At 65.0% G+C, this 25,695-nt stretch carries 15 protein-coding genes; 7 read left to right on the top strand and 8 right to left on the bottom strand.

Annotation, left to right across the window (positions count from 1 at the left end):
- The first annotated feature begins 29 nt into the window (after positions 1-29).
- The 5 genes from hutU to LB515_RS26925 all read left to right on the top strand — a co-directional run bounded on the left by hutU (position 30) and on the right by LB515_RS26925 (position 14,398).
- Positions 30-1,703, top strand: a complete 1,674-nt coding sequence (gene hutU / locus LB515_RS26945; protein ID WP_181174759.1) for a urocanate hydratase — start codon at positions 30-32, stop codon at positions 1,701-1,703.
- Positions 1,704-1,819: 116 nt separating this feature from the next.
- Entirely contained in the window at positions 1,820-2,407 is a 588-nt protein-coding gene (locus tag LB515_RS26940; protein ID WP_224709514.1) for a HutD family protein, read from the top strand.
- A 270-nt stretch (positions 2,408-2,677) separates the two neighbouring features.
- Entirely contained in the window at positions 2,678-11,257 is an 8,580-nt protein-coding gene (locus tag LB515_RS26935) for a GH36-type glycosyl hydrolase domain-containing protein (RefSeq protein WP_224709513.1), read from the top strand.
- A gap of 374 nt (positions 11,258-11,631) precedes the next feature.
- Entirely contained in the window at positions 11,632-13,401 is a 1,770-nt protein-coding gene (locus LB515_RS26930; RefSeq protein ID WP_095767781.1) for a glucan ABC transporter ATP-binding protein/ permease, read from the top strand.
- A gap of 217 nt (positions 13,402-13,618) precedes the next feature.
- The gene (locus LB515_RS26925) at positions 13,619-14,398 is read left to right on the top strand and encodes a heme ABC transporter permease (protein WP_140841026.1); all 780 of its coding nucleotides are present in this window, start codon (positions 13,619-13,621) and stop codon (positions 14,396-14,398) included.
- Positions 14,399-14,616: 218 nt separating this feature from the next.
- Here LB515_RS26925 and LB515_RS26920 read toward each other — a convergent pair whose 3' ends face one another.
- Positions 14,617-15,675 (bottom strand): D-TA family PLP-dependent enzyme, encoded by a 1,059-nt coding sequence (locus tag LB515_RS26920; protein ID WP_224709512.1) that lies wholly within the window; start codon positions 15,673-15,675, stop codon positions 14,617-14,619.
- 204 nt (positions 15,676-15,879) lie between these two features.
- Between LB515_RS26920 and LB515_RS26915 the strand changes: the two genes are divergently transcribed.
- A complete protein-coding gene (locus LB515_RS26915; RefSeq protein WP_095767778.1) occupies positions 15,880-16,566 on the top strand; it encodes a D-lyxose/D-mannose family sugar isomerase in 687 nt (228 codons plus the stop codon).
- A gap of 15 nt (positions 16,567-16,581) precedes the next feature.
- On the opposite strand, the gene LB515_RS26910 is transcribed toward LB515_RS26915, so the two are convergent.
- Genes LB515_RS26910 through LB515_RS26885 form a run of 6 tightly spaced genes read right to left on the bottom strand, consistent with a single transcriptional unit; the run spans position 16,582 to position 22,541 of the window.
- The gene (locus LB515_RS26910) at positions 16,582-17,460 is read right to left on the bottom strand and encodes an RDD family protein (protein WP_224709511.1); all 879 of its coding nucleotides are present in this window, start codon (positions 17,458-17,460) and stop codon (positions 16,582-16,584) included.
- Positions 17,447-18,463: a stage II sporulation protein M gene (locus LB515_RS26905; protein ID WP_224709510.1), complete on the bottom strand. Its 1,017-nt coding sequence runs from the start codon at positions 18,461-18,463 to the stop codon at positions 17,447-17,449. The genes LB515_RS26910 and LB515_RS26905 overlap by 14 nt, the downstream gene beginning before the upstream one ends.
- A complete protein-coding gene (locus LB515_RS26900; protein WP_224709509.1) occupies positions 18,460-19,764 on the bottom strand; it encodes a DUF58 domain-containing protein in 1,305 nt (434 codons plus the stop codon). The genes LB515_RS26905 and LB515_RS26900 overlap by 4 nt, the downstream gene beginning before the upstream one ends.
- Positions 19,761-20,717, bottom strand: coding sequence for an AAA family ATPase (locus LB515_RS26895; protein ID WP_095767774.1), 957 nt, complete (start codon positions 20,715-20,717; stop codon positions 19,761-19,763). Before LB515_RS26895 ends, LB515_RS26900 begins: the two co-directional genes overlap by 4 nt.
- A complete protein-coding gene (locus LB515_RS26890) occupies positions 20,704-21,918 on the bottom strand; it encodes a DUF4350 domain-containing protein (RefSeq protein ID WP_224709508.1) in 1,215 nt (404 codons plus the stop codon). Before LB515_RS26890 ends, LB515_RS26895 begins: the two co-directional genes overlap by 14 nt.
- Positions 21,915-22,541 (bottom strand): DUF4129 domain-containing protein, encoded by a 627-nt coding sequence (locus LB515_RS26885; protein WP_224709507.1) that lies wholly within the window; start codon positions 22,539-22,541, stop codon positions 21,915-21,917. Before LB515_RS26885 ends, LB515_RS26890 begins: the two co-directional genes overlap by 4 nt.
- A 149-nt stretch (positions 22,542-22,690) precedes the next feature.
- Here LB515_RS26885 and LB515_RS26880 point away from each other — a divergent pair, with 149 nt between their 5' ends.
- Positions 22,691-23,473: a hypothetical protein gene (locus tag LB515_RS26880; RefSeq protein WP_224709506.1), complete on the top strand. Its 783-nt coding sequence runs from the start codon at positions 22,691-22,693 to the stop codon at positions 23,471-23,473.
- Between the two features lie 329 nt (positions 23,474-23,802).
- Here LB515_RS26880 and LB515_RS26875 read toward each other — a convergent pair whose 3' ends face one another.
- Entirely contained in the window at positions 23,803-25,443 is a 1,641-nt protein-coding gene (locus tag LB515_RS26875) for an ABC transporter substrate-binding protein (protein WP_224709505.1), read from the bottom strand.
- Between the last annotated feature and the right edge of the window lie 252 nt (positions 25,444-25,695).

Here is a 25,695-nt window from a genome sequence, read left to right as displayed (position 1 = left end):
CGCGCCGCCCGCCTTGCTTGAAAGGGACAATGATGACCGATCCTCGTCACAACATCCGTGAAGTGCGCGCCCCCCGCGGCGACAAGCTCAACGCCCGCTACTGGACGACGGAAGCGCCGCTGCGCATGCTGATGAACAACCTCGATCCCGAGGTCGCCGAGAACCCGAACGAGCTCGTCGTCTATGGCGGCATCGGCAGGGCGGCGCGCACCTGGAACGATTTCGACCGCATCGTCGCTTCGCTGAAGACGCTGGGCGAGGACGAGACGCTGCTGGTGCAGTCGGGCAAGCCGGTCGGTGTCTTCAAGACCCATTCCAATGCCCCGCGCGTGCTCATCGCCAACTCCAACATCGTGCCGCATTGGGCGACCTGGGAGAAGTTCAACGAGCTCGATAGAAAAGGCCTGATGATGTACGGCCAGATGACGGCCGGCTCCTGGATCTATATCGGCACGCAGGGCATCGTTCAGGGCACCTACGAGACTTTCGTGGAAGCCGGCCGCCAGCACTACAATGGCGACCTCAAGGGCAAGTGGATCCTGACCGGCGGCCTCGGCGGCATGGGTGGCGCCCAGCCCTTGGCGGCAGTCATGGCCGGCGCTTCCTGCCTCGCGATCGAGTGCAACCCGGACTCGATCGACTTCCGCTTGCGCACCCGCTATGTCGACGAGAAGGCCGAGACGCTCGACGAAGCGATGGAGATGATTGATCGCTGGACCAAGGCCGGCGAAGCAAAATCGGTCGGGCTTCTCGGCAACGCCGCCGAGATCGTGCCTGAGATGTTCAAACGCGGCATCCGCCCCGACATTCTTACCGACCAGACCTCGGCGCATGACCCGATCAACGGCTATCTGCCCAAGGGCTGGACGATGGCCGAGTGGCGCGAGAAGCGCATCTCGGATCCGAGGGCCGTCGAAAAGGCCGCCCGCGCTTCGATGCGCGAGCATGTCGAGGCGATGGTGGCGTTCTGGAACGCCGGCGTGCCGACACTCGACTACGGCAACAACATCCGCCAGGTCGCCAAGGATGAGGGTTTCGAGAACGCCTTTGCATTCCCGGGCTTCGTGCCGGCCTATATCCGGCCGCTGTTCTGCCGCGGTATCGGCCCGTTCCGCTGGGCCGCTCTCTCGGGTGATCCGGAAGATATCTACAAGACCGACGCCAAGGTGCGCGAGCTCACTCCCGGTAATACGCATCTCCACAACTGGTTGGACATGGCGCGCGAGCGCATCTCGTTCCAGGGATTGCCGGCGCGCATCTGCTGGGTCGGTCTCGGTGATCGCCATCGCCTCGGCCTCGCCTTCAACGAAATGGTCGCCAAGGGCGAGCTCAAGGCGCCTGTCGTCATCGGCCGCGACCACCTCGATTCCGGCTCGGTCGCCTCGCCGAACCGCGAGACGGAAGCAATGAAGGACGGCTCCGACGCCGTTTCCGACTGGCCGCTGCTCAACGCGCTGCTCAACACCGCGTCGGGCGCGACCTGGGTGTCGCTGCACCATGGCGGTGGCGTCGGCATGGGCTTCTCGCAGCATGCCGGCATGGTCATCGTCGCCGACGGCACGGCTGACGCGGCAAAGCGCCTGGAGCGCGTGCTGTGGAATGACCCGGCGACCGGCGTCATGCGCCATGCCGATGCCGGCTACGACATCGCTATCCAGTGCGCCAAGGAGCACCAACTGAACCTGCCGGGCATTCTGGGCTAGAGCATGATGCCGAAAAGTGTGAAGCGGTTTTCGGGCAACATCATGCTCCTCACCAAAAAGACAGAGCCGGATGATTTCAGGTCGAATCGACTTGAAATGGTCCGGGTCTGAGCCGAATGCGCATCTTTCGTGCCGCCGATTACCGCGTCATGCCGTGGAAGAATGGCGGCGGCACGACGACCGAAATCGCCGTTTCGCCCGACGGCGCCGGGCTCGACGATTTCGACTGGCGCATCTCGATGGCCCGGGTCGAGACGAGCGGGCCGTTCTCAAGCTTCGCAGGCATAGATCGAACACTGTCGGTGCTGGAAGGCGAAGGGATCATTCTCGACATTGCCGGCCAGGCGCCGGCGCGGTTGACCATGGCCTCGGCGCCGCTCGCCTTTCCGGGCGACGTGCCGACTGGCGCGGCGCTGATCGGCGGACCGATAACCGATCTCAACATCATGACCCGCCGTGGCCGCATGGCCCATGAGGTCGAGCGCCGGTCTTTCACCGCCGAGATTCGGATCGCGCCGCGCGCCGACACCACCCTCGTTCTTGCCGTCGGCGCCGGCGCCGCGCTCTTCACGGACGATGCGCCGAGCCTCGGATCGCTCGACACGCTGATCCTCGACCGCGACAGCCCGGAAATGCGGCTTCAGCCCAAGGGGCAGGGCCTGCTTTTCGTGATCGGGCTCCACCGCCTCGCCGCCAACCATTAACGGCTGTTGCCAAACATGATCGCGGCTCGGGCGAATTATCGCTCGGCCCCTTGCATGTATCACGAAAAAGCCCGAATCCTTGCCCTGATCCAACCGGGGGCGGAGAGCGAGGGGCGTTCGCCCACGAGCTGTCGAAAGGGCACGCCCCGGTTGTGGTGCGCAAAACAAACTTTCGGCCGATCAGTGATGCAACCAATTGCAATTGAACCGGTTTTAGGGCCATTGCCGTGGCGGTGACGCCGCATTGCGCCCCCGCTTACGGAATTTTCAATGAACATTCAGACCAATCCCAACAAGATCGAACTGACAAGCGCCGGCTTCCCGACGGCGACGGACGCGCCGATACGCTCCAATTTTCTGCCTGAGGACCGGCTGCGTGCCTTGGGCGTCGCGCTCGCCAAGGGCGAGGTCAAGGAATTGTTCGGCCTCGCTCCGTTCGAGTTTCAGGCCCGCATCCGCGACAGCGCCAAGAAGATTCTCGAAGTCTACCGCTCGACCAATGCGGCGCAGGCCAAGGGCGAGACCATCACGCCGGCCGCACAATGGCTGCTGGACAACAATTACCTGGTCGAGGAGACCATCTTCCAGGTCAAGCGCGACCTGCCGCGCCGCTTCTACCGGCAGTTGCCGACGCTCACGCTCGGCGACGGCACGGTGCTGCCACGCGCCTTCGTCGTCGCCTGGAGCTATGTCGAGCATTCCGACAGCTCCGTGTCGGCCAGCATGTTCAAGGCTATCGTCGAAGGCTTCCAGTCGGTCGAGCCGATGAAGATCGGCGAGCTCTGGGCGCTTCCGTCGCTGCTGCGCTTCGTGCTGATCGAGAACCTGCGCCGCATCGCCGTGCGCGTCGAGCGCACCAGGCAGATGCGCCAGACCGCCAACGAGGTCGCCGACCGGGTTCTGGCGACCGACGACAATGCCGACCGCACCAGGATTCTGTCCAACTACAGCGCGCATGCGCAGGACACCACCTTCGCCACCCAGCTGCTCTACCGCCTGCGCGACGGATCGCAGAACGCCGGCCGCGCGCTGGAATGGCTGGAAGGCGAGCTCGAAAAGACCGGCTCCGACGCCGAGGAGATCATCATCTCCGAGCATCAGACGCTGTCCTCGGGCAATGTCACCACCGGCAACATCATTCGCGGTCTGCGCCTCATCAATGACGTCGACTGGACGGTCTGGTTCGAGGGCGTCAGCCGCATCGACACGCTGCTGCGCGACAAGACCGATTTCGCCAACCTCGATTTCTTCTCGCGCGACCAGTACCGCACCGCGATCGAACAGCTGGCGCGCCGCTCGCATCTCTCCGAGTACCGTGTCGCGGAAAAGGCGATCGAGCTTGCCGGCCACACGCCCGGCCTCACCGATGCGTCCGGCGTGCCGGAAACAGCGGACCCCGCCGTGCACACCGATGTCGGCTTCTTCCTGGTCGGCCCGCGCCGGCAGGAGCTGGAAAGGGCGATCGGCTACCGGCCGCCTTTCTACGTGACCTTCAAGCGAGGTTTTGCCAGCTCCGGCTGGCTTGGCATCGTCGTGCCGGTTTTCCTTTTGACGGCGCTGCTGCTGGTGCTGTCGGGCAAAGCGCTCGCCAATCTCGGCCTGTCGGTGGAATCGATCACGCTGATGCTGGCGCTGTTCGCCGTTCCGGCCAGCGAAGGCGCGCTGGCCTTCTTCAACACCGTGGTGGCGCTGTTCCTGAAACCGACAAGGCTTGTCGGCTACGATTACAACAAGCACGGCATCCCGGCCGAATCGCGCACCTTGGTCGTGGTGCCTTCGCTGATCGGCTCGCGCGACGACGTCGAGGAAAACATCCGCAACATCGAGGTGCATCACCTCGCCAACACGGCGGACGAGATCCGTTTCGCGCTGTTGTCCGACTGGCCGGATTCCAAGACCGAGATCGACGTCGCCGACATCGAGATCCTGCAATATGCCCGCGACGAGATCGCCAGGCTCAATGCCCGCTATCCGTCCGAAGGTTCGCCGCGCTTCTACCTCTTGCATCGCCGCCGGCTCTACAACCAGGCGCAGGGCTGCTGGATGGGCTGGGAGCGCAAGCGCGGCAAGCTGCATGAGCTGAACCTTCTTTTGCGCGGCGACAGCGATACCACCTTCCTGCCGCTCGACGTGCCGCTGCCGGAAAACGTCGTCTATGTGATGACGCTCGACGCCGACACGCGCACCACGCGCGACGCGGTTTCGGACCTTGTCGGCAAGCTCGCCCATCCGCTGAACCGCCCGCATTTCGATCCAGTCAAGCGCATCGTCACCGCCGGCTACACTATCCTGCAGCCGCGCATCACCGCTTCGCTCACCAGCGGCGACGATGCCTCCTTCTTCCAGCGCGTCTTCTCTGCCAATCGCGGCCTCGACCCCTATGTCTTCGCCGTCTCCGACCTCTACCAGGACGTCTTCGGCGACGGCTCCTTCACCGGCAAGGGTCTCTACCATGTCGACGCCTTCGAAGCGGCCCTGAAGAACCGCATCGACGAAAACACCATCCTCAGCCACGATCTGCTCGAAGGCGCGCTGGCACGCGCCGCGCTGGTCACCGACGTCGAGCTGGTCGAAGACTATCCGACCCGCTACTCGGTCGACGCCTCGCGCCACCACCGCTGGGCGCGCGGCGACTGGCAGCTGCTCGGCTACATCTTCGATCCGCGTTCCGGTGTGCCTGCGCTGTCGCGCTGGAAGATGGTCGACAATCTGCGCCGCTCGGTCACCCCGATCTTCTGGGTCATGGCCTGCGTCGCCGGCTGGACGCTGCTGCCCTTCACCCAGGCCGCGCAGTGGCAGGCTCTTATGATCCTCAGCCTGTTCATGGCGCCGACCTTCGACATCGTGAACGGCATCCTGCCGAAGAGCGGCGATCAGACGCCGCGCGGCCATTTCTCCGCTTTGGCCCGCGATACCGTGTTCGGCACCGCGCTCGTGGCGTTAAAGGTGCTTTTGATGGCGCATCTCGCCTGGATGATGGGGGATGCCATCATCCGCACCATCTATCGGCTCTTCGTCAGCCGGCAAAATCTTTTGGAATGGCGTACCGCCTCGCAAGCCGCCAAGGGCGGCAACGATCTCGGCGCCTATTACGGCATGATGTACGGCGCGGTGATCATCGGCGTCGTCGGCCTGGCGATTCCGGTGCTGGCCGATTCCACCGGTGCCTTCGTCGCCTTCTTCTTCGCCATCTTCTGGATCGCTTCGCCCGCCGTCGCCTGCTGGATCAGCCGCTCGGCCGAGACCGAGGACAGGCTGCGTATCTCGACCGCCGACATCCACGCGCTGCGCACCTTCGCGCGCCGCACCTGGCACTATTTCGAGACCTTCGTGACAGCCGAGCAGCATCACCTGCCGCCGGATAATTTCCAGGAAAGCCCGGCGCCGGTTGTGGCGCCGCGCACCTCGCCGACCAATATCGGCGTCTATCTGCTCTCGGTGGTGTCGGCGCGCGATTTCGGCTGGATCAGCCTGTCGGATGCCATCACCCGCATCGACGCCACGATGACGACCATCGAGAACATGCCGCGCGATCGCGGCCATCTCTATAACTGGTATGACACCACGACGCTGAAGCCGCTCTATCCGCTCTACATCTCAGCGGTCGACAGCGGCAATCTCGCTGGACATCTCGTCGCGGTGGCGGCGTCCTGCGCCGAATGGGCCGAGGCGCCTTCCGTGCATCTGCAAGGCGATTTCGAAGGCATCATCGACACCGTCACCATCCTCGACGAGAGCCTGGACGAGCTGCCGGACGACCGCCGGCAACTGCGGCCGCTGCGCCAGCGCCTTGCCGACCGTCTCGACGGCATGCGCCGCGCGGTGGCGACCATCAAGGCGCAGCCTGAGATGGCGTCGATCCGCACCATCAATCTTGCGGTGCTGGCCGGCGAGATCCGCAAGCTCGCCACCGCCATCCACACCGAGGCGGCATCGCCGAAGAGCGATGTCATCGCCGATTGGGCGGCCAGGCTGGAAGCGACCTGCGAGGCGCATGTGCACGACTCGCACAATGACGATAGCGCGGTCGCCGCTCTGCGCGCCAAGCTGCTCGCCTTGCGCGAGCGCTGTCGCCGCTACGCCTTCGAAATGGATTTCTCCTTCCTGATGCGGCAGGAGCGCAAGCTGCTCTCGATCGGTTACCGCGTCGAGGAGCGCCAGCTCGACGAGAGCTGCTATGACCTGCTTGCTTCCGAAGCACGGCTCACCAGCCTGTTCGCCATCGCCAAGGGCGACCTGCCGACCGAGCACTGGTTCCGTCTGGGACGGCCAATCGTCGAGATCGGCTTCCAAGGCGCGCTGATGTCCTGGTCGGGCTCGATGTTCGAGTATCTGATGCCGCCGCTGGTGATGAAGGAGCCGCAGGGCTCGATCCTCAACCAGACCAGCAAGCTCATCATCAAGCGCCAGATCCAGTATGCGCGTTCCAAGAACGTGCCCTGGGGCATTTCGGAAGCGGCCTACAACGCCCGCGACCGCGAGCTCACCTATCAGTACACCAATTTCGGCGTGCCCGGGCTCGGCCTGAAGCGCGGCCTTGGCCAGAACACCGTGATCGCGCCCTATGCGACGATCCTGGCCGCACAGTTCAATCCGCGCGAGGCGGTGCAGAACCTGCAGCGGCTGCGTTCGATCGGCGCGCTTGGCCGTCACGGCTTCTACGACGCGGTCGATTTCACGCCGCAACGCGTGCCCGAAGGCACCGACCACGCTGTGGTGCAGAACTACATGGCGCACCATTCCGGCATGACGATCGCGGCGGTAGCCGACGCTATTTTCGAGGGCCGGCTGCGCGAGCGTTTCCACAGCGACCCGGTGATCGAATCGGCCGAGCTTCTGCTGCAGGAGAAGGCGCCGCGCGACATTCCGACGGCGACCGTCAGGACGGAAGCCGACGAGCGCTCCAAGGACGAGACCGAGGCCGAGAGCCCGGATAGCCGTGTCGTGCTCGACCCGATCAAGGCGCTGCGGGCGACCAACGTCATGTCCAACGGCCGCTATTCAGTCATGGTCACCGCCACCGGGTCCGGCTACAGCCGCTTCGGCGAGCTTGCCGTCACCCGCTGGCAGCCGGATCCGAGCGAGGATCGCCTCGGCTCCTATATCTTCCTGCGCGACGCGGCGACCGGCGACTGGTGGTCCGCCACCGCGGAGCCGAAGCGCGCCGAGGGCGAGCGCGTCCAGACGCTGTTTGGCGACGACAAGGCGAGCTTCACCAAGACGGTGGGTTCGCTGCGTTCGGAAGTCGAATGCATCGTCATTTCAGAAGGCAATGGCGAAGGCCGCCGCATCACGCTCTACAATGACGGCGCCACCGACCGGCACATCGAAGTGACCTCCTTCGCCGAGCTGGTGCTCGGCAACGAGACGTCGGACAACGCGCATCCGGCGTTCTCCAAGATGTTCGTTGAGACCGAGATCGCGCCGAACAACAGCGCGATCTTCGCCACAAGGCGCAAGCGCGACAACAACGATCCCGATCTCACCATGGTGCATTTCGTCACCGACCCGTCCGGCCCGTCGCGCGATGCCGAGGCCGAGACCGACCGGCGCGCCTTCATCGGCCGTGGCCGCACCATCGCCGATGCCGTCGCCTTCGACCCCGGCGTCAGGCTTTCGGGCAGCCAGGGCTTCACGCTCGACCCGGTAGCGGCGCTGCGCCGCCAGGTGCGCGTTCCGGCCAACAAGAAGATATCGCTGACCTTCTGGACCGCCGTCGGCGCCAATCGCGGCGAGCTCGACGAGGCGATCGCCCGTCTCGACCACCAGGAGAGCTTCGCTCGCCAGGCCATGCTTGCCTGGACGCGCAGCCAGGTGCAGACGCGCCATCTGGGGCTCAGCCTCACCGACGCCGCCAATGTGCAGAAGCTGGCGCGCTATTTGATCTATCCCGATCCGTTCCTGCGCCTGCCGGCGGAATCCATAGCGTCGGGCCTCGGCCGCCAGTCGAGCCTGTGGCCGACCAGCATCTCCGGCGATTTCCCGATCTTCCTCGTGCGCATCGGCGACGTCGCCGATCTCGAGATCGTCGCCCAGGCGCTCCGCTTCCAGGAATATATGCGGGCGCGGGGCATGATGATCGACTTCGTCGTCGTCAACGAGCAGGCCTCGTCCTATGTGCAGGACCTGCAGCGCGCGGTGGAGACGCTGTGCGAGAACAGCCGCCTGCGCGGCCGTGAGCTCGGGCCCCGCCAGCATATCTTCGCGGTGCGCCGCGACCTGATGGACGAGCCGACCTATAAGACGTTGCTATCGGTGGCGCGCGTCGTGCTGCACACCCGCAACGGCACGATCTTCGATCAGCTCGAACGTGCCGAGACGGCGGCGCTCCAGGCCCGCGACGCCTTGATGCAGGCCGAGGGCGGCACGCCGCGCGAGCCCGTTCCGCCGCTCCCCGTGCCGGTGCCGGCAAGCCGAAGCGGAGCCGACATCGCCGCCGACGGCAGCGGTCTCAGCCTCTGGAACGGCTTTGGCGGCTTCGACGGCGACGGCCGCCACTATGTCACCCGGCTGACCGGGCGGCGTTCGACGCCGCAGCCTTGGATCAACGTGATATCCAACGCCTCGTTCGGCTTCCATGTCTCGGCCGAAGGCGCCGGCTTCACCTGGAGCCGCAACAGCCGCGACTACCAGCTGACGCCGTGGTCGAACGACCCGGTGTCGAACCGGCCGGGCGAAGGCTTCTATATTTTCGACCAATTGAGCGGCAAGGCCTTCTCGCCGATGGCCGCGACGGTTCGCGATCCATCGATGACCTATGAGACCTGGCACGGCCAGGGCTTCTCGACCTTCCGCTCCAAGCGCGGTTCGCTGTCGATGGACCTGACGCAGGTGGTCGATCCCACCGATCCTGTGAAGATCACCCGGTTGCGCATCCAGAATGCCGGCCCGGCGCCGGCGCGGCTGCGCATTTACGCCTATGCCGAATGGGTGCTGGGCGGCCATCGCTCGCGCACGGCGGCGACCATCGTGCCGTCGCGCGACGCTGCCACCGGCGCTATGCTGGCGCAGAATCCCTATGGCCTCGACTTCGGCGAGCGTGTCGCCTTCCTGGCAGCCAGCCATCCTGTCCATTCGGTAACCGCCGACCGCAGCGAGTTCATCGGCAGGCACGGCACGACCGAATATCCGCAGGCCGTGCTTGGCGGGCTAGCGCTTTCCGGCCGCATCGAGGCGGGCGACGATCCCTGCGCTGTCGTCGCCAGCGACATCGACATTCCCGCCGGCGGCGACGTGACACTGTCCTGGCTGCTTGGCGATGCTGCCACGCCCGCCGAGGCGAGCGCACTGGTGCAGACCCATCGCAGCAAGGATTTCGATCAGCGCCTGGCCGATAACGAGCGCGTCTGGCGCGGCTTCCTCGACACCATTCAGGTCGAGACGCCCGACGAAGCGATGAACGCCATGGTCAACCATTGGCTGCCTTACCAGAGCCTGGCCTGCCGCATCCGCGCGCGCTCGGCCTTCTACCAGGCGAGCGGCGCGTTCGGCTTCCGCGACCAGTTGCAGGACACGCTCTCGCTTCTGGCGCATGACTCGAAGCTGGCGCGCGACCAGATCCTTAATGCGGCGCGCCGGCAATTCCCGGAAGGCGACGTGCAGCATTGGTGGCTGCCGCGCACCGATGCCGGGGTGCGCACGATGATCTCGGACGACGTAGTCTGGCTGGCGCATGCGACGGCCCGCTACATCGAGGTGACGGGCGACGCCGGTATCCTCAAGGAGCAGTTGCCCTTCATCGACGGGCAGCAGCTCGGCGAGGGCGAGCACGACGCGTTCTTCACGCCTGAGATCACCAAGAACACCGCGCCGCTCTATGAACATTGCGCGCGGGCGCTCGATCTCGCGATCAAGCGCAGCAGCCCCGCCGGCCTGCCGCTCATCCTTGGCGGCGACTGGAACGACGGCATGAACCGTGTCGGCGAGGGCGGCAAGGGCGAGAGCGTGTGGCTGGGCTGGTTCCTGCTGAAGACGCTCACCGACTTCGCGCCTGTCGCCAAAGGGCAGGGCGACACCAAGCGGGCGCAGGCCTGGACCAAGCACGCGGACGCGCTGAAACGGGCCCTGGAAAGCACCGCCTGGGACGGCCAGTGGTACCGGCGCGGCAGCTTCGACGACGGTACGCCGCTCGGCTCGCACAATTCGGACGAGTGCAGGATCGATTCGATCGCCCAGTCCTGGAGCGTGCTGTCGGGCGAGGGCGATCCTGCCCGTTCGACGACGGCCATGGAACAGGCGACCAAGATGCTGGTCGATGACGAGCTCAAGATCGTCAAGCTGTTCACGCCGCCCTTCTCGAAAAGCGAGAAGGATCCCGGCTATATCAAGAGCTATCCGCCGGGGGTGCGCGAGAATGGCGGCCAATACACCCATGCCGCGACCTGGTTCGTGATCGCGCTGGCCGAAATGGGCCGCACCGACGAGGCTTATCGCTGCTTCTCGATGCTGAACCCGGTCAACCACGCTTCGGACGAGGCGGCGGCCGAGCACTATCGCGTGGAACCCTATGTCGTGGCCGCCGACATTTATGCCGGCGAAGGCAAGGGCGGCCGCGGCGGCTGGACCTGGTACACGGGCTCGGCCGGCTGGCTTTACCGCGCCGCGGTGGAGGGCATTCTCGGTATCGAGCGGCGCGGCAAGGAGATCACGTTTAGGCCGAAGCTGCCCGGGCACTGGGACGGCTACGCCGCGACGCTCAAGATGTTCGACGGCGAGATCAAGCTTCGTGTTATCCGCGACAAAAAGACCAAGTCGATCTCGCTAGAAGTCGATGGTTCGAAGAAAAAATCGGCCTCTTTCGAGCCGAAAGCCGGCGACAAGACCGAGGTCGTCGTCAGGATACCTGCGTAAAATCAAAGGTTTGGTTCGTTGGCCGCGCATCTTTCGGGGTGCGCGGCCGACGCCCTTTTTACTTGGCGCGGCCTCTCGCGCCCGATCGCGCGCCTTCCTTTAGAGCAGCCTAAGCAAGCAGCTTGTGATTAAAAATGTGGCAGCGCCAGGCAGGTGCCATTATTTTGCCGCAAGCCTGACATTTCACCTTTTATCTCAAACCGTTAGGTGATCACGTCAGATTTCGTACCGTCGTCATCTTTTGTTCGCTAAATGGGAACGGAAGCGATAGACGACGCATTGTTTCGCGACACGTTAACCGATACGTGTCAGAAAATGGTGCGGTGCACAATTCGGGCATTGAGCACAGACAAGAGTTTGGCGGAGTAGCTGAAGTGTCACTTCTGCAGATCTACTTTAGAGCGCTGGGTTATCTGGCGTCCGACAAGAAGCGCGTTGCGCTGATTTGCGGCGCCAACGTCGCGCTCGCGGCGATCGCGATCCTTGAGCCCATCCTGCTGGGCCGGGTGATCGGTGCCATCTCCGAAAAAGGCGCGGTGTTTTCGACGCTCGCCGTCTGGGCCGCTCTTGGTGCCTTCAACGTCGTCGCCTTCGTGCTGGTGGCGCGCGGCGCCGACCGCTTCGCCCATGCCCGCCGCTCCGAAGTGCTGTGCCAGTCCTTTGAGCGCGTCATCACCATGCCGCTTGCCTGGCACCATCAGCGCGGCACATCCAATTCGCTGCACACGCTGCTGCGCGCGGTCGAGACCCTGTTCAGCCTGTGGCTCGAATTCATGCGCGTGCATCTCTCGACGGCCATCGCGCTGGTGCTGCTGGTTCCGACCGCGCTGTCCATGGACATCCGCATGTCCGTCGTGCTGCTTGGCCTGGGCGTGCTCTATGTCGGTATCGGCCGCCTCGTCATGCGCCGCACCAAGTCGGGGCAGACTGCCGTCGAACGCCACTACCACACCGTGTTTGCCCACGTGACCGACAGCGTCAGCAACGTTGCCGTGCTGCAGAGCTACAATCGCATCGGCCACGAGACTGCGACGCTGAAGCGCTATGTGAAGGATCTGCTCGACGCCCAGAACCCGGTGCTCGACTGGTGGGCGATCGCCAATGCGCTGAACCGTCTGTCGTCGACCATCTCGATGATGATCGTGCTCTCGATCGGCGCTTATCTCGTCACCCGTGGCCAGCTCCGCGTCGGCGATGTCGTTGCCTTCACCGGCTTTGCCGGAATGCTGATCGCCCGACTCGACCAGATGTCGGCCTTCACCACCCAGATTTCCGAGGCTCGTGCCAAGCTCGAGGAGTTCTATCGCCTCGAGGATTCGGCTGCCGAGACCGCCGAGCCCGACGGATTGCGCGAGTTGACCAACGTCACCGGCCACGTCCGCTTCGAGGATGTCAGCTTCGAGTTCGCCAATTCGGGCCACGGCATCGAGGACGTCTCCTTCGAGGTCCAGGCCGGCCAGACGGTCGCCATCGTCGGCCCGACCGGCGCCGGCAAGACGACGCTCATCAACCTCTTGCAGCGCGTCTTCACGCCCGCCAGCGGCCGCATCCTGATCGACGGCATCGACACCCGCACGGTGACCCGCAAGTCGCTGCGCCATTCGATCGCTACCGTCTTCCAGGACGCCGGCCTGCTCAACCGCTCGATCGAGGACAACATCCGTGTCGGCCGCGCCGATGCCAGCAATGACGAGGTTCACGCCGCCGCCAATGCCGCCGCCGCCCAGGACTTCATCCTGGCCAAGAGCGGCGGCTACGACACCGTCGTCGGCGAGCGCGGCGGCCAGCTCTCGGGCGGCGAGCGCCAGCGTATCGCCATCGCCCGCGCCGTGCTCAAGGATGCGCCGATCCTGGTGCTCGACGAGGCGACCAGCGCGCTCGACGTCGAAACCGAGGATCGCGTCAAGGAGGCCATCGACGAGCTGCGCCGCAACCGCACGACCTTCATCATCGCCCACCGCCTGACCACGGTCCGCGACGCCGACCTCGTCGTCTTCATGGACAAGGGCAGGGTGGTCGAGATGGGCGGCTTCACCGAGCTGTCGCTGCGCAACGGCCGCTTCGCCGCCCTGCTGCGCGCCGGCGGCCTGCTCAACGACGAGGAAGTCCGCCGCCTCAGCCGTCCGGTGACGGAAGCGGCGTAAGGCAGAACGCTTCTCCCTTCTCCCCTTGTGGGAGAAGGTGGATCGGCCCGATAGCGCCGAGACGGATGAGGGGTGTTCCAGCGGAGTGAGACGCTGGCTTTTCCTGGAACACCCCTCATCCGTCGCCTTCGGCGACACCTTCTCCCACAAGGGGAGAAGGGAAAGCGCGACACTCCCCCGATTGCCCCAGGCCAATCTCCGGTCTATTTAGGTCGGCATGAGCGACACCACCTCACGCTTGAGCGCCTGGGCCGATCTCGCCAATCCGACGCGCTTCGTCGGCTTGGCGGACAAAGTCGTTCCATGGCTGGCGGCGGTCGCGGCGATCCTGCTCGCCGTCGGCCTCTACATGAGCTTCACCGCGCCGGAGGATTTCCAGCAGGGCATCACCGTGCGCATCATGTATATTCACGTGCCTTTCGCCTGGCTCGCCATGATGTGCTACACGATCATGGCGATCTCGGCGCTGGGCACGCTGGTCTGGCGCCATCCGCTGGCCGATGTGGCCCTGAAAGCGGCGGCCCCGATCGGCGCCACCTTCACCGCGCTGGCGCTGATCACCGGCTCCATCTGGGGCAAGCCGATGTGGGGCACCTGGTGGGTATGGGACGCGCGGCTGACCTCGGTCTTCGTGCTTTTCCTGATGTATCTCGGCATCATAGCGCTGACCCGCGCGCTGGATGATGCCGGCCGCGCGGCCTGGGCCGCCGCCATCATCACGCTGGTCGGCTTCATCAACATCCCAATCATCAAATTCTCGGTCGACTGGTGGAACACGCTGCACCAACCGGCCTCCGTGTTCCGGCTCGGCGGCCCGACCATCGATCCCTCGATGCTGTGGCCGTTGGCCGTGATGGCGCTCGGCTTCACCGTGCTGTTCTTCGCGCTGCACCTGATGGCGATGCGCACGGAGATATTCCGCCGCCGCGTGACCGCGATGCGCAGAGTTGCCGCGCGGCAGGCGGAGCGGGCTCCCCCTTCTCCCCCTGTGGGGTGAGAAGCGGTCCGCATTTGCGGACGAAAAGCCAATTGCTTGGCTTTTCGAGCTTCGAACGCCCTGAGCCTGCGAAGGGCCGGGCGGTGTCGCCGAAGGCGACGGATGAGGGGTGTTCCAGGGAAAGCCAGCGTCTCACTCCGCTGGAGCACCCCTCATCCGTCTCGGCGCTAACGCGCCGATCCACCTTCTCCCCAAGGGGGGGAAGGGAAGGGCGCGTTTCACCCCATCCGTCCCCTTGCCGCTACCGGCAGCGTTTCCAGCACCTTGTCGCCGTCGATCAGATGCACCTGGTCGAACAAATTCGTCACCACGCAGCAATGATCGGGAACGACGCGCACGCGTTCGCCGATGCGCAGCTTGGCGCCGTCCGAAAGCGTGACGGTGCCGTGCTCTTCGCTCAAGACCGTGACGCGGGCGCCCGGCACACCGAGCAGCTCGCCGAACTCCAGCAGGCCGAGCGTATCGGACGACAGCGCCTTGCTGCCGCTGTCGAGGATGGCGCGCGTCGCCGTGGGATGGCTGACTACGGTTGCCAGCACGGTCAACGCGCAGTCGTCCAGCGTGCCGACGCCTTTGGCGACCTGGTAGCGGTCGAGATAGATGTAGGTGCCGGGCCGGTATTCGGTGACGACGCTGTCCTCGCCGGAGCGCCACATGTCCGGCGTGCCGCCGCTGGAGATGCGTTCGCATTCGAGCCCGGCCGTGGCAAGCGCGCCGCGCGCTGCCTTCAGCCATGCCTCCGCTTCGGCGGCGCGCCCCGCCGCCGGATAGGTCATCAGCCCGCCGAAGGCGAGACCCTTGGCTTGGTCGATGATCTTCGCCAGCGCCAGCGCTTCGTCGGCGCTCTGCACGCCGCAGCGGCCCATGCCGGTGTCGCACTCGACCAGAACGGACAACGGATGGCCGGCATCGGTGAAAGTGGCGGCAAGCCCTTCCAGCGTCTCGTGGCTGTCCGCCGTCACCGAAAGCGCGACGCGGCCATGCAACGCCTTCAGCCGCCCCAGCTTGGCGCGGCCAAGGATGTTGTAGGGCAGGAAAATATCCTCAAGCCCGGCATCGGCCATCACCTCGGCCTCGCCGATCTTCTGGCAGGTGATGCCGACGGCGCCCGCCGCCACCTGCTTCTTCGCCCAGTAAGGCAGCTTGTGCGTCTTGATATGCGGGCGGAGCTTCAGCCCGTGAGCATCCGCATGGGCCTGCGCTTTCTTGATGTTCGCCTCGGCGCGGGCAGCATCGATGAGGATCGCCGGTGTGTCGAGATCGGCTATGCTTGCCATGAGATCACCCGTCCGAGCATGTCTTCCGCGCGGCGATCCGCTGTGGGACAAAGACATTGCGTTAAAACAAATCAGTTGGGTTATGGCCCCGAACGAAGCCCATGTCACGGAGCCAGATCCGCCGGTTTGCGTCGACAGAGGACCGGCATTGGGCTATTCGGAAGGACGGATTTCAGCAGGCGGCGGCCGGAAGGAAGAGAACCCATGAAGCGCTCCAAGATCAACGACATCATCCGCGAAGCCGACGCCTTCATCCGCTCCTTCGGCTATATCATGCCACCCTTCGCCTATTGGTCGCCGGAAGAGATGAAGGCGCATAAGGGCGACTCCCCGGCCATCTTCACCTCCCGTCTCGGCTGGGACATCACCGACTACGGCCAGGAGAAGTTCGACGAGCTCGGCCTGTTCCTGTTCACAGTGCGCAACGGTCGTTACGAGGACATGAAGCTCGGCATGGGCATGCTTTATGCCGAGAAGATCATGATCTCGCGCAAGGACCAGCTCTCGCCCATGCACCGCCACAACATCAAGGCCGAGGACATCATCAACCGAGGCGGCGGCAAGCTGGTGCTGGAATTATTCATGCACGACCGCGACGGCGGCATTGACCCCAAGGCCGAAGTCTCGGTGCCGGTCGACGGCACCATGACCAGACTGCCGGCAGGCGGGCTGCTGAAGCTCGATCCGGGCCAGAGCGTGACGCTGCTGCCCGGCGTCTGGCACGCCTTCTGGGCCGAGGGCAAGGATGTGCTGATCGGCGAGGTCTCGACGGTCAATGACGACCTCACCGACAATGTCTTCCGCGATCCGATCGGCCGCTTCTCCAACATCGACGAGGACGTCGCCCCGCTGCACCTGCTGGTGTCGGATTACGAGAAATGGGTGGGGTAGGCGAGGGACGCTCCGCTACCGCGCGTACTTATCCGCCTTGCGGTTCCCCAGCAGCAGCTTGCGCTCCAGATGCGCCCGCAGCTCGCCGTAATAGGCGGTGAGAAAGGCTTTTGAATCGACCGGCTCCACCCTGGCGCCGATCTTGCGGGCAATGGTTTCCGCCACCGCCTTCAGCGCCGAATAATCGTCGCGGCGCAGCACTTCCTCCAGCTTCTGCAACTCGGCGATGCCATAGGCGTCGAGCTGCGCGGGGCTGAACTGAAAGCGGGCCGCGACCGGATCCTTGCGCTGCGAAAGGTCTTCGACCAACGCCATTTTCGGCGCCTCGACCACCCAGGTGCCGGCGAGCAGGTCGCCGATCCTCAGCCGGTCGCGGTTGAACAGCGGAAACAGCGAGAACAGCAACGCCCAGACAAGACCGAAGATGGTCGTCAGCGTGTCGGCGACATCGGCGCTGGCGCGCGCGGCGAGGATCGACAGCGGCAGAAAAACTTCGATCTCGCGCATCAGATTGCGCGCGATGACTTGGTCGATGGTGAGGCCGGCGCCGCTGCGCGACGCGACCCTCACGCCAACCATGCGCTTGCCCGGCGTGGCTGCCCGCCGGCCCGCCTCGAAGGCGATGAAATAGACGTTGCGGAGGAAGAAGATGAAGATGATCCAGACGATGAACAGCGGCTGCGCATCCTGGATACCAAGCCCGGCAAGGCCGAAGATCATCACCAGCGAGACGACCACGCCCGTGATGACGATGATCACCACGTCGAGCAGGAACCCGGAAGCGCGGGTGCCGGCATCCGCCAGCTTGACCCGCAGGTCCACGCCTTCCGGCGTCACCAGCGGACGTGTCAGCGCGGCAGGGTTCTTTACCTTGGCTGTCCTAGCGGTCGCCATGCCGCACCATCCGCAACAGGTAGAAATATGAGATCCAGAGCGCCAGCATGCCGCCGCCGATCGAATAGCGGGCGAGGTCGCTGGTGATCGTCTGCCGGCCGATGCCTTCCAACAGTCCGGCGAAAAGCAGCATCACCGTGACGCCGATCATGGCGGTCGCCGCCACGCGCCCGGCTTGGGCGGCGGCGGCCATGCGGGTGAGTTCGCCGGGAAAGGCGATGCTGGTGCCGATGCGCATGCCGGCCGCGCCCGCAATGGCGATGGCGAACAGCTCCGTCGTGCCGTGGATCGAAAGCCAGCCGCCGAGCTCGAAGCCCAGGCCCTTGGCGGCATAGATCTGGAAAATGGCGCCGAGCATGCAGCCATTCATCAGGATGATCAGCACGCTCGGCACGGCGAAGGCGAAGCCCAGCGCGAACGCCAGGATCGAGACCTGCGTGTTGTGCGTGAAGAGATAGGCGGCAAAGCCCGACAGGAAATGATCGCCGCCGCCGTAAAGCACGCTGCGCAGCGTCTCGGCCGACGAATCCGGGTTGCGCCCGCCCGCCAGGCTCGGCGCGATGATGGCGTCGTACCAGCGCTTGTCCGAAGCGACCAGCCAATAGCCGGCAATGGCACCGATGACGGTGAGCCCGACCGATGTCCATACTTCGCGCCAAAGGTCGCGGATCGCCGCCGGCCAGTCGTGCAGGAAGAAGTCGCCGATGCGCGTTCTCAAGCTCCGCCGCGCGCCATAGAGATAGAAATAGCCGCGCAGGCAGAGTGCCTCGAGATAGGCGATCAGCGCGCTGTCGAGCGAGGTCGCGCGCGCCACCGAGAGCGACGACAGCGCCGAACGGTAGAGGAGCGGCAACGACAGTAATTCGTCTTCCGATAGCGCGCGCGGCGCGCGCTTCTCGACGCGCGCAAGCAGCGCCTCGAAGGCTATCCAGTCGGCCTCGCGCTCCTGGCGGAAGCTTGCCAGCGACTGGCGCACGGAATCGGTGCCGGCCGACAGCGTCATAAAAGGTTCTCCTCCTTGAGCTGGATATAGCGCTCGACCAGCGCCGGGCCGAGCCGCTGGTGGTCGGCCTCGATGACATGCGCGCCGAGCAGCCTGAGCCTGCCGATCACCACCTGCCGCTGCCGCAACAGATCGCCGGCGGTGACGGAACGGGCGACATCCTCGGGCGCCGCCGGCGCCATGTCGGCCAGCGTTTCGAGTTCCACATCCTTCATCAGCATGAACAGCACCAGATGCCGCTCGGTCAGCCGGCCGACGGTGCGCAGCATCAATTCGGCGCTGATCGGATCGACGAAATCGGTGAAGACGATGACCAGCGAGCGCCGGTCGAGCTTCGCCGAAAGCGTGGTGAGCGCCAGGGTGAAGTTGGTCTCCTCCGTCGAATAGTCGATCTCGGCGGCGCGCTTCTGGATCATGGTGAAGCTCGGCGAGCCGCGCACCGCGCCGCTCGATACGCGCGGCCTAGCATCGAAGGAAAACAGGCTGACGAGGTCGCCGCCCTTGAGCGCGATGAAGGCCGACAGAAGCGCCGCCGTCACCGCGCGGTCGACCTTCGGTACCCCGTCGACCGGCTCGCACATCAGCCGGCCGCTATCGATGGCCAGAACGATGTTGTTGTTCTCCTCGATCCGGAACTCGCGCGCCAGAAGCTTGCCGTGCCGGGCGCTGCGCTTCCAGTCGATCATGCGCCGCCCCATGCCGGGCTGGTAATCCTTCAGCGCTTCGAACTCGCGGCCCTGGCCGGCACGCTTCTGCGTATGGCCGTCGGCAAGGGCGGAACGCTGCAAGAGCGTGATCGCCTCGTCGCGCGCGCTGTTGACATTGGGCAGCACCGCGACCTTGCGGTCGACCGGCAACACGACCTGATTCCAGATCAGCCCGAATGGACCCTGCCAGCGCAGCCAGAGACGGTCGAAGCCGGCGATGCCGCGGCGGATGGCCTCGAATTCGAGATCGAGCGTGCCGCCATTGGCCGGCAGCGCGCCGCCGGTGCCGGCTAATGGCTGGACCCGCTGGTCGTGCCCGACACGCGCCTGCAGGCGGCGCAGCCTTGCGCCGGCACCGGCCGCGATGTGCAAGGTGAAGCGCCCGCCGATACCCACCTGCGGCGGCGCCGTCAGTGCGGCGTTGAGCGAGGCGCGACCCCTGCCTGCGGCTGCGTCCACCGCCAGGAAGGCAAGCAGCAGGCAGATCCACAACAGGCCGAGATACCAGACATGCGGCAATGCAAGCGCGATCAGGAAGGCGGGGATCGCCCCCGCCGCAGCTGCCCAGACCGCTCGGCCGCTCGGATAGATCAACGCGGCGCTTCCGTATTGTCGACGAGGTCTGAGACGATCTGCTCGACCAGCCGCCCGTCGATCTGCGCGGCCGGCGAGAGAACGACACGGTGACGCAGCGCCGGTACTGCCAGCGCCTTGACGTCGTCGGGGATGACATAGTTGCGGCCGTCGAGCGTCGCCCGGGCGCGCGCGGCTCTCGCCAGCATGGCGCCCGCGCGTGGACTCGCTCCCACTTCCAGGTCAGGGCTTTCGCGCGTGCCGCGCACAAGTGCCGCGATATAGCCGACGACGTCGTCGACCAGCGTGACGTCGCCGACCGTGGCCAGCGCCGCTTCCAGCGTCTCGCGGTCGGTCCGCGCCTTGATGCCGTATTGCTCGATATCGTGCGAGGCCGAGCCGCCGCCGTGATGGACGATGATGGCGCGCTCTTCGGTGAGATCCGGATAGCTCACCCGATGCTTGAACAGGAAGCGGTCGAGCTGCGCTTCGGGCAGCGGATAGACGCCCTGGTGCTCGATGGGGTTCTGCGTCGCCACCACCATGAAATTCCGGCCGAGCGAATGCGTGGTGCCGTCGAAGGTGACGGCATGCTCCTGCATGGCCTCGAGCAGCGCGGCTTGAGTCTTCGGCGGCGTGCGGTTGATTTCGTCGGCGAGCAAAAGGTCGCAGAAGATCGGGCCGCGCGTCAGCGTGAACTGCCCGGTCTGGAAGTTATAGATGTTGGCGCCGACGATATCGCCGGGCATCAAGTCGGGCGTGAACTGGATGCGGCCATAGGCGACGCCAAGCGCCTGCGCGAAGCAGCGCGCCGTCATCGTCTTGGCGGTGCCGGGCGGGCCTTCGAGCAGGATATGCCCGCCGGCAAACAGCGCCGTCAGCATCAGGTCGACCGTGTCGCGCTGGCCGGTGATCGCTTTTGCCACTTCTTCCCTGATCGCGTTCGCCAGGGTCTTCACTTCATCGACGTTCAATGAGCCTCCTTGCCGTCCAGTCATGCAGCTTTTCGGCTGCTTCGTGCATTGCGGCCAGATTGTTGGAATCGTGTACTGCCCTGAAGCGGGCGGTGAAGCCGTGCTGTTCTTCCTTGTCGCGGGAATCGAGCCAGCGGTCGAGCGCCTCGCCCTGCAGCCCGTGCGGCGCGCCGAGCAGGACGGCCGCGCGCTGGCGCATCAGCGTTGCGTAACGGTCGCCAAGCTCCTGCAGCCGTCCGGCGCGCTTCAAAAGCATCGCCGTGGTGTCGACCAGCGCCCGCTTGCCGAAGGCGATGGCGCGCCCTTCGGCGCGCGGCGGACCGAAGCGGCCGAGCCCGTGCAGGAAGGCGAGCGCGGCCGCCACAAGCACCGACAGCGTCAGCGCCAGGAAAGGCGGTTCGATCAGCAGCTTGGCGAGATCGTGGTTGCCGCCGATGCCGTGCAGCGTCAGGTCGAACATGACGGCGCCCTTGGCGGGCTCCAGCATGGCGATGATGTCGAGCGCGGCGACCGCCTTCTGCTCGTCCTTCAGCGCGGCATTGTTGAGGAAATCGGGATCGGTGAGGATGTAGAAGGGTTCGTTGTCGAACTCGGTCAGGATAGCCCTGCCGTCGCCCGCCGCGATCAGCGGATGGTCGTCCGCCACCCATTGCAGTTCCTCCGGCGCGGCCACCATGCGGCCGGCGATGTTGATCTGCGAGAGCGTGTTCTTGGCCTCGCCGAGCTTGGTCTTGGCGATGCGGCCGAGCCAGTCGTTGACGACGTTGTTGGGCAGCCGCTCGACCTTTTCCTCCCAGCCTTCATGGCTGAACAAGGGAAAGGTCTGCCATTTGGGCAGCACGAACAGCGTGTCTTTGCCAGAGCGCAGCTTGATAAGGCGATCGAGCGCGGCCGGGTCGCTGCCCGGCGCGATGGTGACGACGAGCAGGAAGGTCGACGCCAGGGGGGACGCGAGGTCCTTCTCGCCGCGCTCCATCGGCGGCGCCTGTCCGTTGGTGAGCTTCAGCCATTCGACAAGCCCGGCATAGCCGGTGCCGCCCTTCGAGAACGGCGTGGCACCGCCCTGGGGCTGGCGGAAATCCGGCGCATAGGTGGACAGAAGGAAAAATCCGGCCGCCGCCAGCAGGCTGGCGAAAATGCCCCAGAACAGGGTCTTGCGGCTGAACGGTTCTTGCACTGCGCCTGTCATCTGCGCGGTCATGCCCAAGCATCCCGGAAGGCGAACCGCTCATAGGCGCCGCGCGCCTGCTGCCAGCCTTCGACCCCGACGGGTCGGCGGGCAAACAAGGCGGTCTCGACGATGCGGGCGATCTCGCTGAAGGCGGCGCGGGGCCGGGTGGGGATGGAGCCGGCGGCGGCGATGTCGCGTGCGGTGAGCGATGGGCGCAGGAAATCGGGCAGCCGGGTGGCGATGTCGGAGACGCTGCGGCGCAACAGAAGATGCACCGCCTCGTCATACTCGCCGCGCGCGGCGAGCGCATCGGCCTCGGAGAGCAGGACCTGGGCAGCCCCCACGTCAGGGCGCCACTCTTCCTTCGCTTCGGTCTCTCCGCGTTTCCGCCGCCATGGCAGGCGCCAGGCAATGCCTTTCGCCTCGAGGAAAAGCAGAAAAGCAATGATCGCGACGCCGATGATGACCGCGCCCCAGAAGAGATAGATCATATAGGGACCGAGCTTCGCCAAGCCGTCCAGAAGCGGCTTCAGCCACTCCGGCGGCTCGGGCCGCGCATAGGTCGGCAAGGCGAACTGGATCGAATCGTGCCTGAGCAGTTGCTTGTGCAGCTGCGCCAGCCGTCCGGCCTCTTCCGTCCCTGCGGCTGTCACCCGCTCGTTCCCCCTGCAACCTGCGGTTTGGGGCCGACACTGGCAATACGCCATGACAATTGCAAGCGCACTGGACGTAGCCTTTCAATCTTGGCAAATTTACTTTGAAGTCGCCGATGAACGCAGCGGTGACTCGGGGGAAAATTATCATGACGACTGCAACATTGGGACGACCCGGCCGATTCGAGATCGGCAGGGTATTCAGCAACACCTTCGGAGTGATTGGCCGAAACCTCGGACTTTGCGTTGGGTTGGCGGCTTTGTTTTCGGGTCTGCCGGCATTGCTCATCAGGCTGTGGACCCAGCCGCAGATCGACGCCATGATGCAGCGCGACCCCGGCACCATGGCCGACCCAGGCGCCATGTTTGGCAATTCCTACATCACCATCATCGCCGGATTGATTTCGTTCGTGTGCGCGCTGCTGCTGCAGTCGGCGCTGGTGCGGGCGACCATCGAGGACCTCAATGGCAAGCGTCCGTCCTTTGGCGACTGCATCCAGATTGCGATCCGCTTTCTGCTGCCGACGCTTGGCATCGGCCTGCTCGTCGGTCTCGGTGCGGGTATCGGCCTGATGCTGTTGATCGTGCCGGGCATCATCCTCTGGCTCGGCTGGTCGATGTCGGTGCCGGTCCTGATCCAGGAGCGGCGGGGCGTGTTCGGCTCGATGTCGCGCAGCCGGGTCCTCACCAAGGGCAGCCGCTGGGGACTTTTCGGTCTGTTCCTCATTCTCGTCATCATCGCGATGATCATCCAGTGGGGGATGCTGCTCGTTCTGGTGCTGTTCGGAGGCATCATCGCCGGGATCGGCGCCGCGCTGGTGCAGACGGTGGTCTCGATGGTGCTCTCGATCGCAACCGCGGTGAGCTATGTCGAGCTGCGCCAGGCGAAAGAAGGCGCAAGCATCGACGAACTGGCGGAGATATTCTCCTAGGCAGCAGAGATCACCCGATGGCTTTAGAAAGCCCAGGTGCAGCCGGTAAATTCCGGCTGGGCGGGGTAGTCGGCAATGCGCTCTCGTTCATCGGACGGAATCCAGTTCTCTCGCTGGCGGTCGCCGTGTGCTTTTTCGCCCTGCCGTCGCGACGACCACATACACAGCCTTGCGGCGGGCGAAGGAGGGCGGTGGCGTCGACAAACTGTTGGCCGTCTTTTCCTAGCAATCGGCGCCGCCGACGCAATCTGAGCTGAAGGCAATCGCTGGCAAATGGCAGACGGCCGACGCGACGGGAAGGTCGCGCCGGCCGCTCGCTCCTGGGAGGATCAGGACTCCAGCCACACCGTCTCGAAATGCTGCTCGAGCGCCTGGTGCTGTTCGCAGCCCTGCACGCCCTTGCGATAGGTGCGGTAGACCGAGCGCCAGTAGGGCTGGACGATGATGCCGGAGTCGCGCAGGTTGGTCTCGATCTTGGCCATGATCTCCTTGCGCTGGGCGGCATCCGGCGTTGCAAGCGCCTTGTCGAGAAGCTCGTCGAACTCCTTGTTCGAATAGGCGCTTTCGTTCCAGGCGCCGCCCGATTTGTAGGCCAAAGCCAGCACCTGCACGCCAAGCGGGCGGCCGAGCCATTCGGTGCAGGAATAGGGGAACTTGGCCCAGTCGTTCCAGAAGGTCGCGGCCGGCAGCACGGTGCGCTTGATCTTCAGGCCGGCCTCGCGGATTTGCGCGGCAATCGCGTCGGCGGTGCTCTTTTGCCATTCGACGTCGACCGAGATCAGCTCATATTCGTGGTCGGCCTTGCCGGATTCCGAAATAAGCTTCTTGGCCTGTTCGACATCGCGTTTGGCCGGGCCGATATCGGCGAATTCCGGATGCATCGGGCCGACATGGTGGTTGTCGGCGGGCTTGCCGCGGCCGTCGAGCCCGAGCTTCAGGACGGCCGCATTGTCGACGGCAAGCTGGGCGGCGCGGCGCACCTTGAGGTCGTCATAGGGCGCGTTGGAGACATTGAAGCGCGCGACGATGGTCGAGCCGGTGGCGATCTCGGAATTCTGCAGGCCCATCTGATCGGTCTGCGACACGGCATCCGCCGTGGTCTCGTGGTCGGTGTCGATCTCTCCAGACTCGAAGGCGGACAGCGTGGCGTTGGGATCGGAGCCGTAGTCGACCCATTTTATGCCGTCGAGATAGAACTCGCCCTTCCACCACGGCTTGTCCTTGCGCTTCACCTCCGCACCCGTTTCGGCGTCCCAACTCACCAGCTCGCAAGGGCCGGTGGTGATGGCCAAAGCCTTCTTCGGATCGGCGTCGCCCTCATAGGAGCGGTGCATGATCAGCGCCGGATAGTCGGCCATGCCGGCGATCAGCGAGATGTCGGGCTTGGGCAGGTTGATCTTCACGGTGTAGTCGTCGACCTTCTGGATGCCTCCATCGACCAGCTTCTTGGTGTCGGCATTGACCAGCGCGCCCATGCGCGCGGCGACCGAATTGCCGGCGACCGAGGCATCGCACCAGCGGTTGAGGTTGTGGATCACGTCCTCGGCGTTGAAAATGTCGCCGTTCGACCAGGTGATGCCCTTGCGCACATTGAGGGTGATCGTCTTGGCGTCGTCGCTGGTCTCCCAGCTTTCCAGCAGCCAGGGCTCGAAGGAGAAGTCGGTTTTCCAGCGCACCAGATATTCGTTGCACTGACGCGCGACATTTGACATCTCGACGCCGTCGAAGGTGCGCGGATCCTTAAAGCCCTTGACGTTCATCGCGACGCGCAGCACGCCGCCCTTTTTCGGCTCGGCGGCGCGGGCAGGCGAGGCAGCGATCCCGCCCAGGGCGAAGGCCCCTGCGGTGCTGACGCCGAAGCCGGCCATCAAGGCCAGATATTCGCGCCGGCTGATCGCGCCCTTCTTGAAATCGTCGGCGATCGGCTTGGCACGCGGGTGCAGTTTTCTGTCGGTCAGCATGAATTTCATCGTCGTTCCCTCTGTTGTTGGGCGCTCCGGGCCGCCATGCGGGGGCGGATGCGTCCGCTGAGCGCCGTTGCCTGCGAGGGAATGATAGGTCCGCTTTCCGCCACGAAATGGTTTGGTTTCCGCAGTTCTTGTGCGCTGTTCCGCAGGTAACCAAGGTTAGGTTCCTCTCCCCCGCCGAAGGCGGGGGAGAGGTGTCCGCGAAGCGGACGGAGAGGGGGCCTTCGTAGGGCGCTCCCCTCTCCGTCTCCGCGT

This window comes from Mesorhizobium sp. CA15 (assembly GCF_020165215.1).
Classification (GTDB): Bacteria; Pseudomonadota; Alphaproteobacteria; order Rhizobiales; family Rhizobiaceae; genus Mesorhizobium.
Note: the sequence above shows the minus strand (reverse complement) of the source record. Positions and strands in the feature narration are given on the sequence as shown.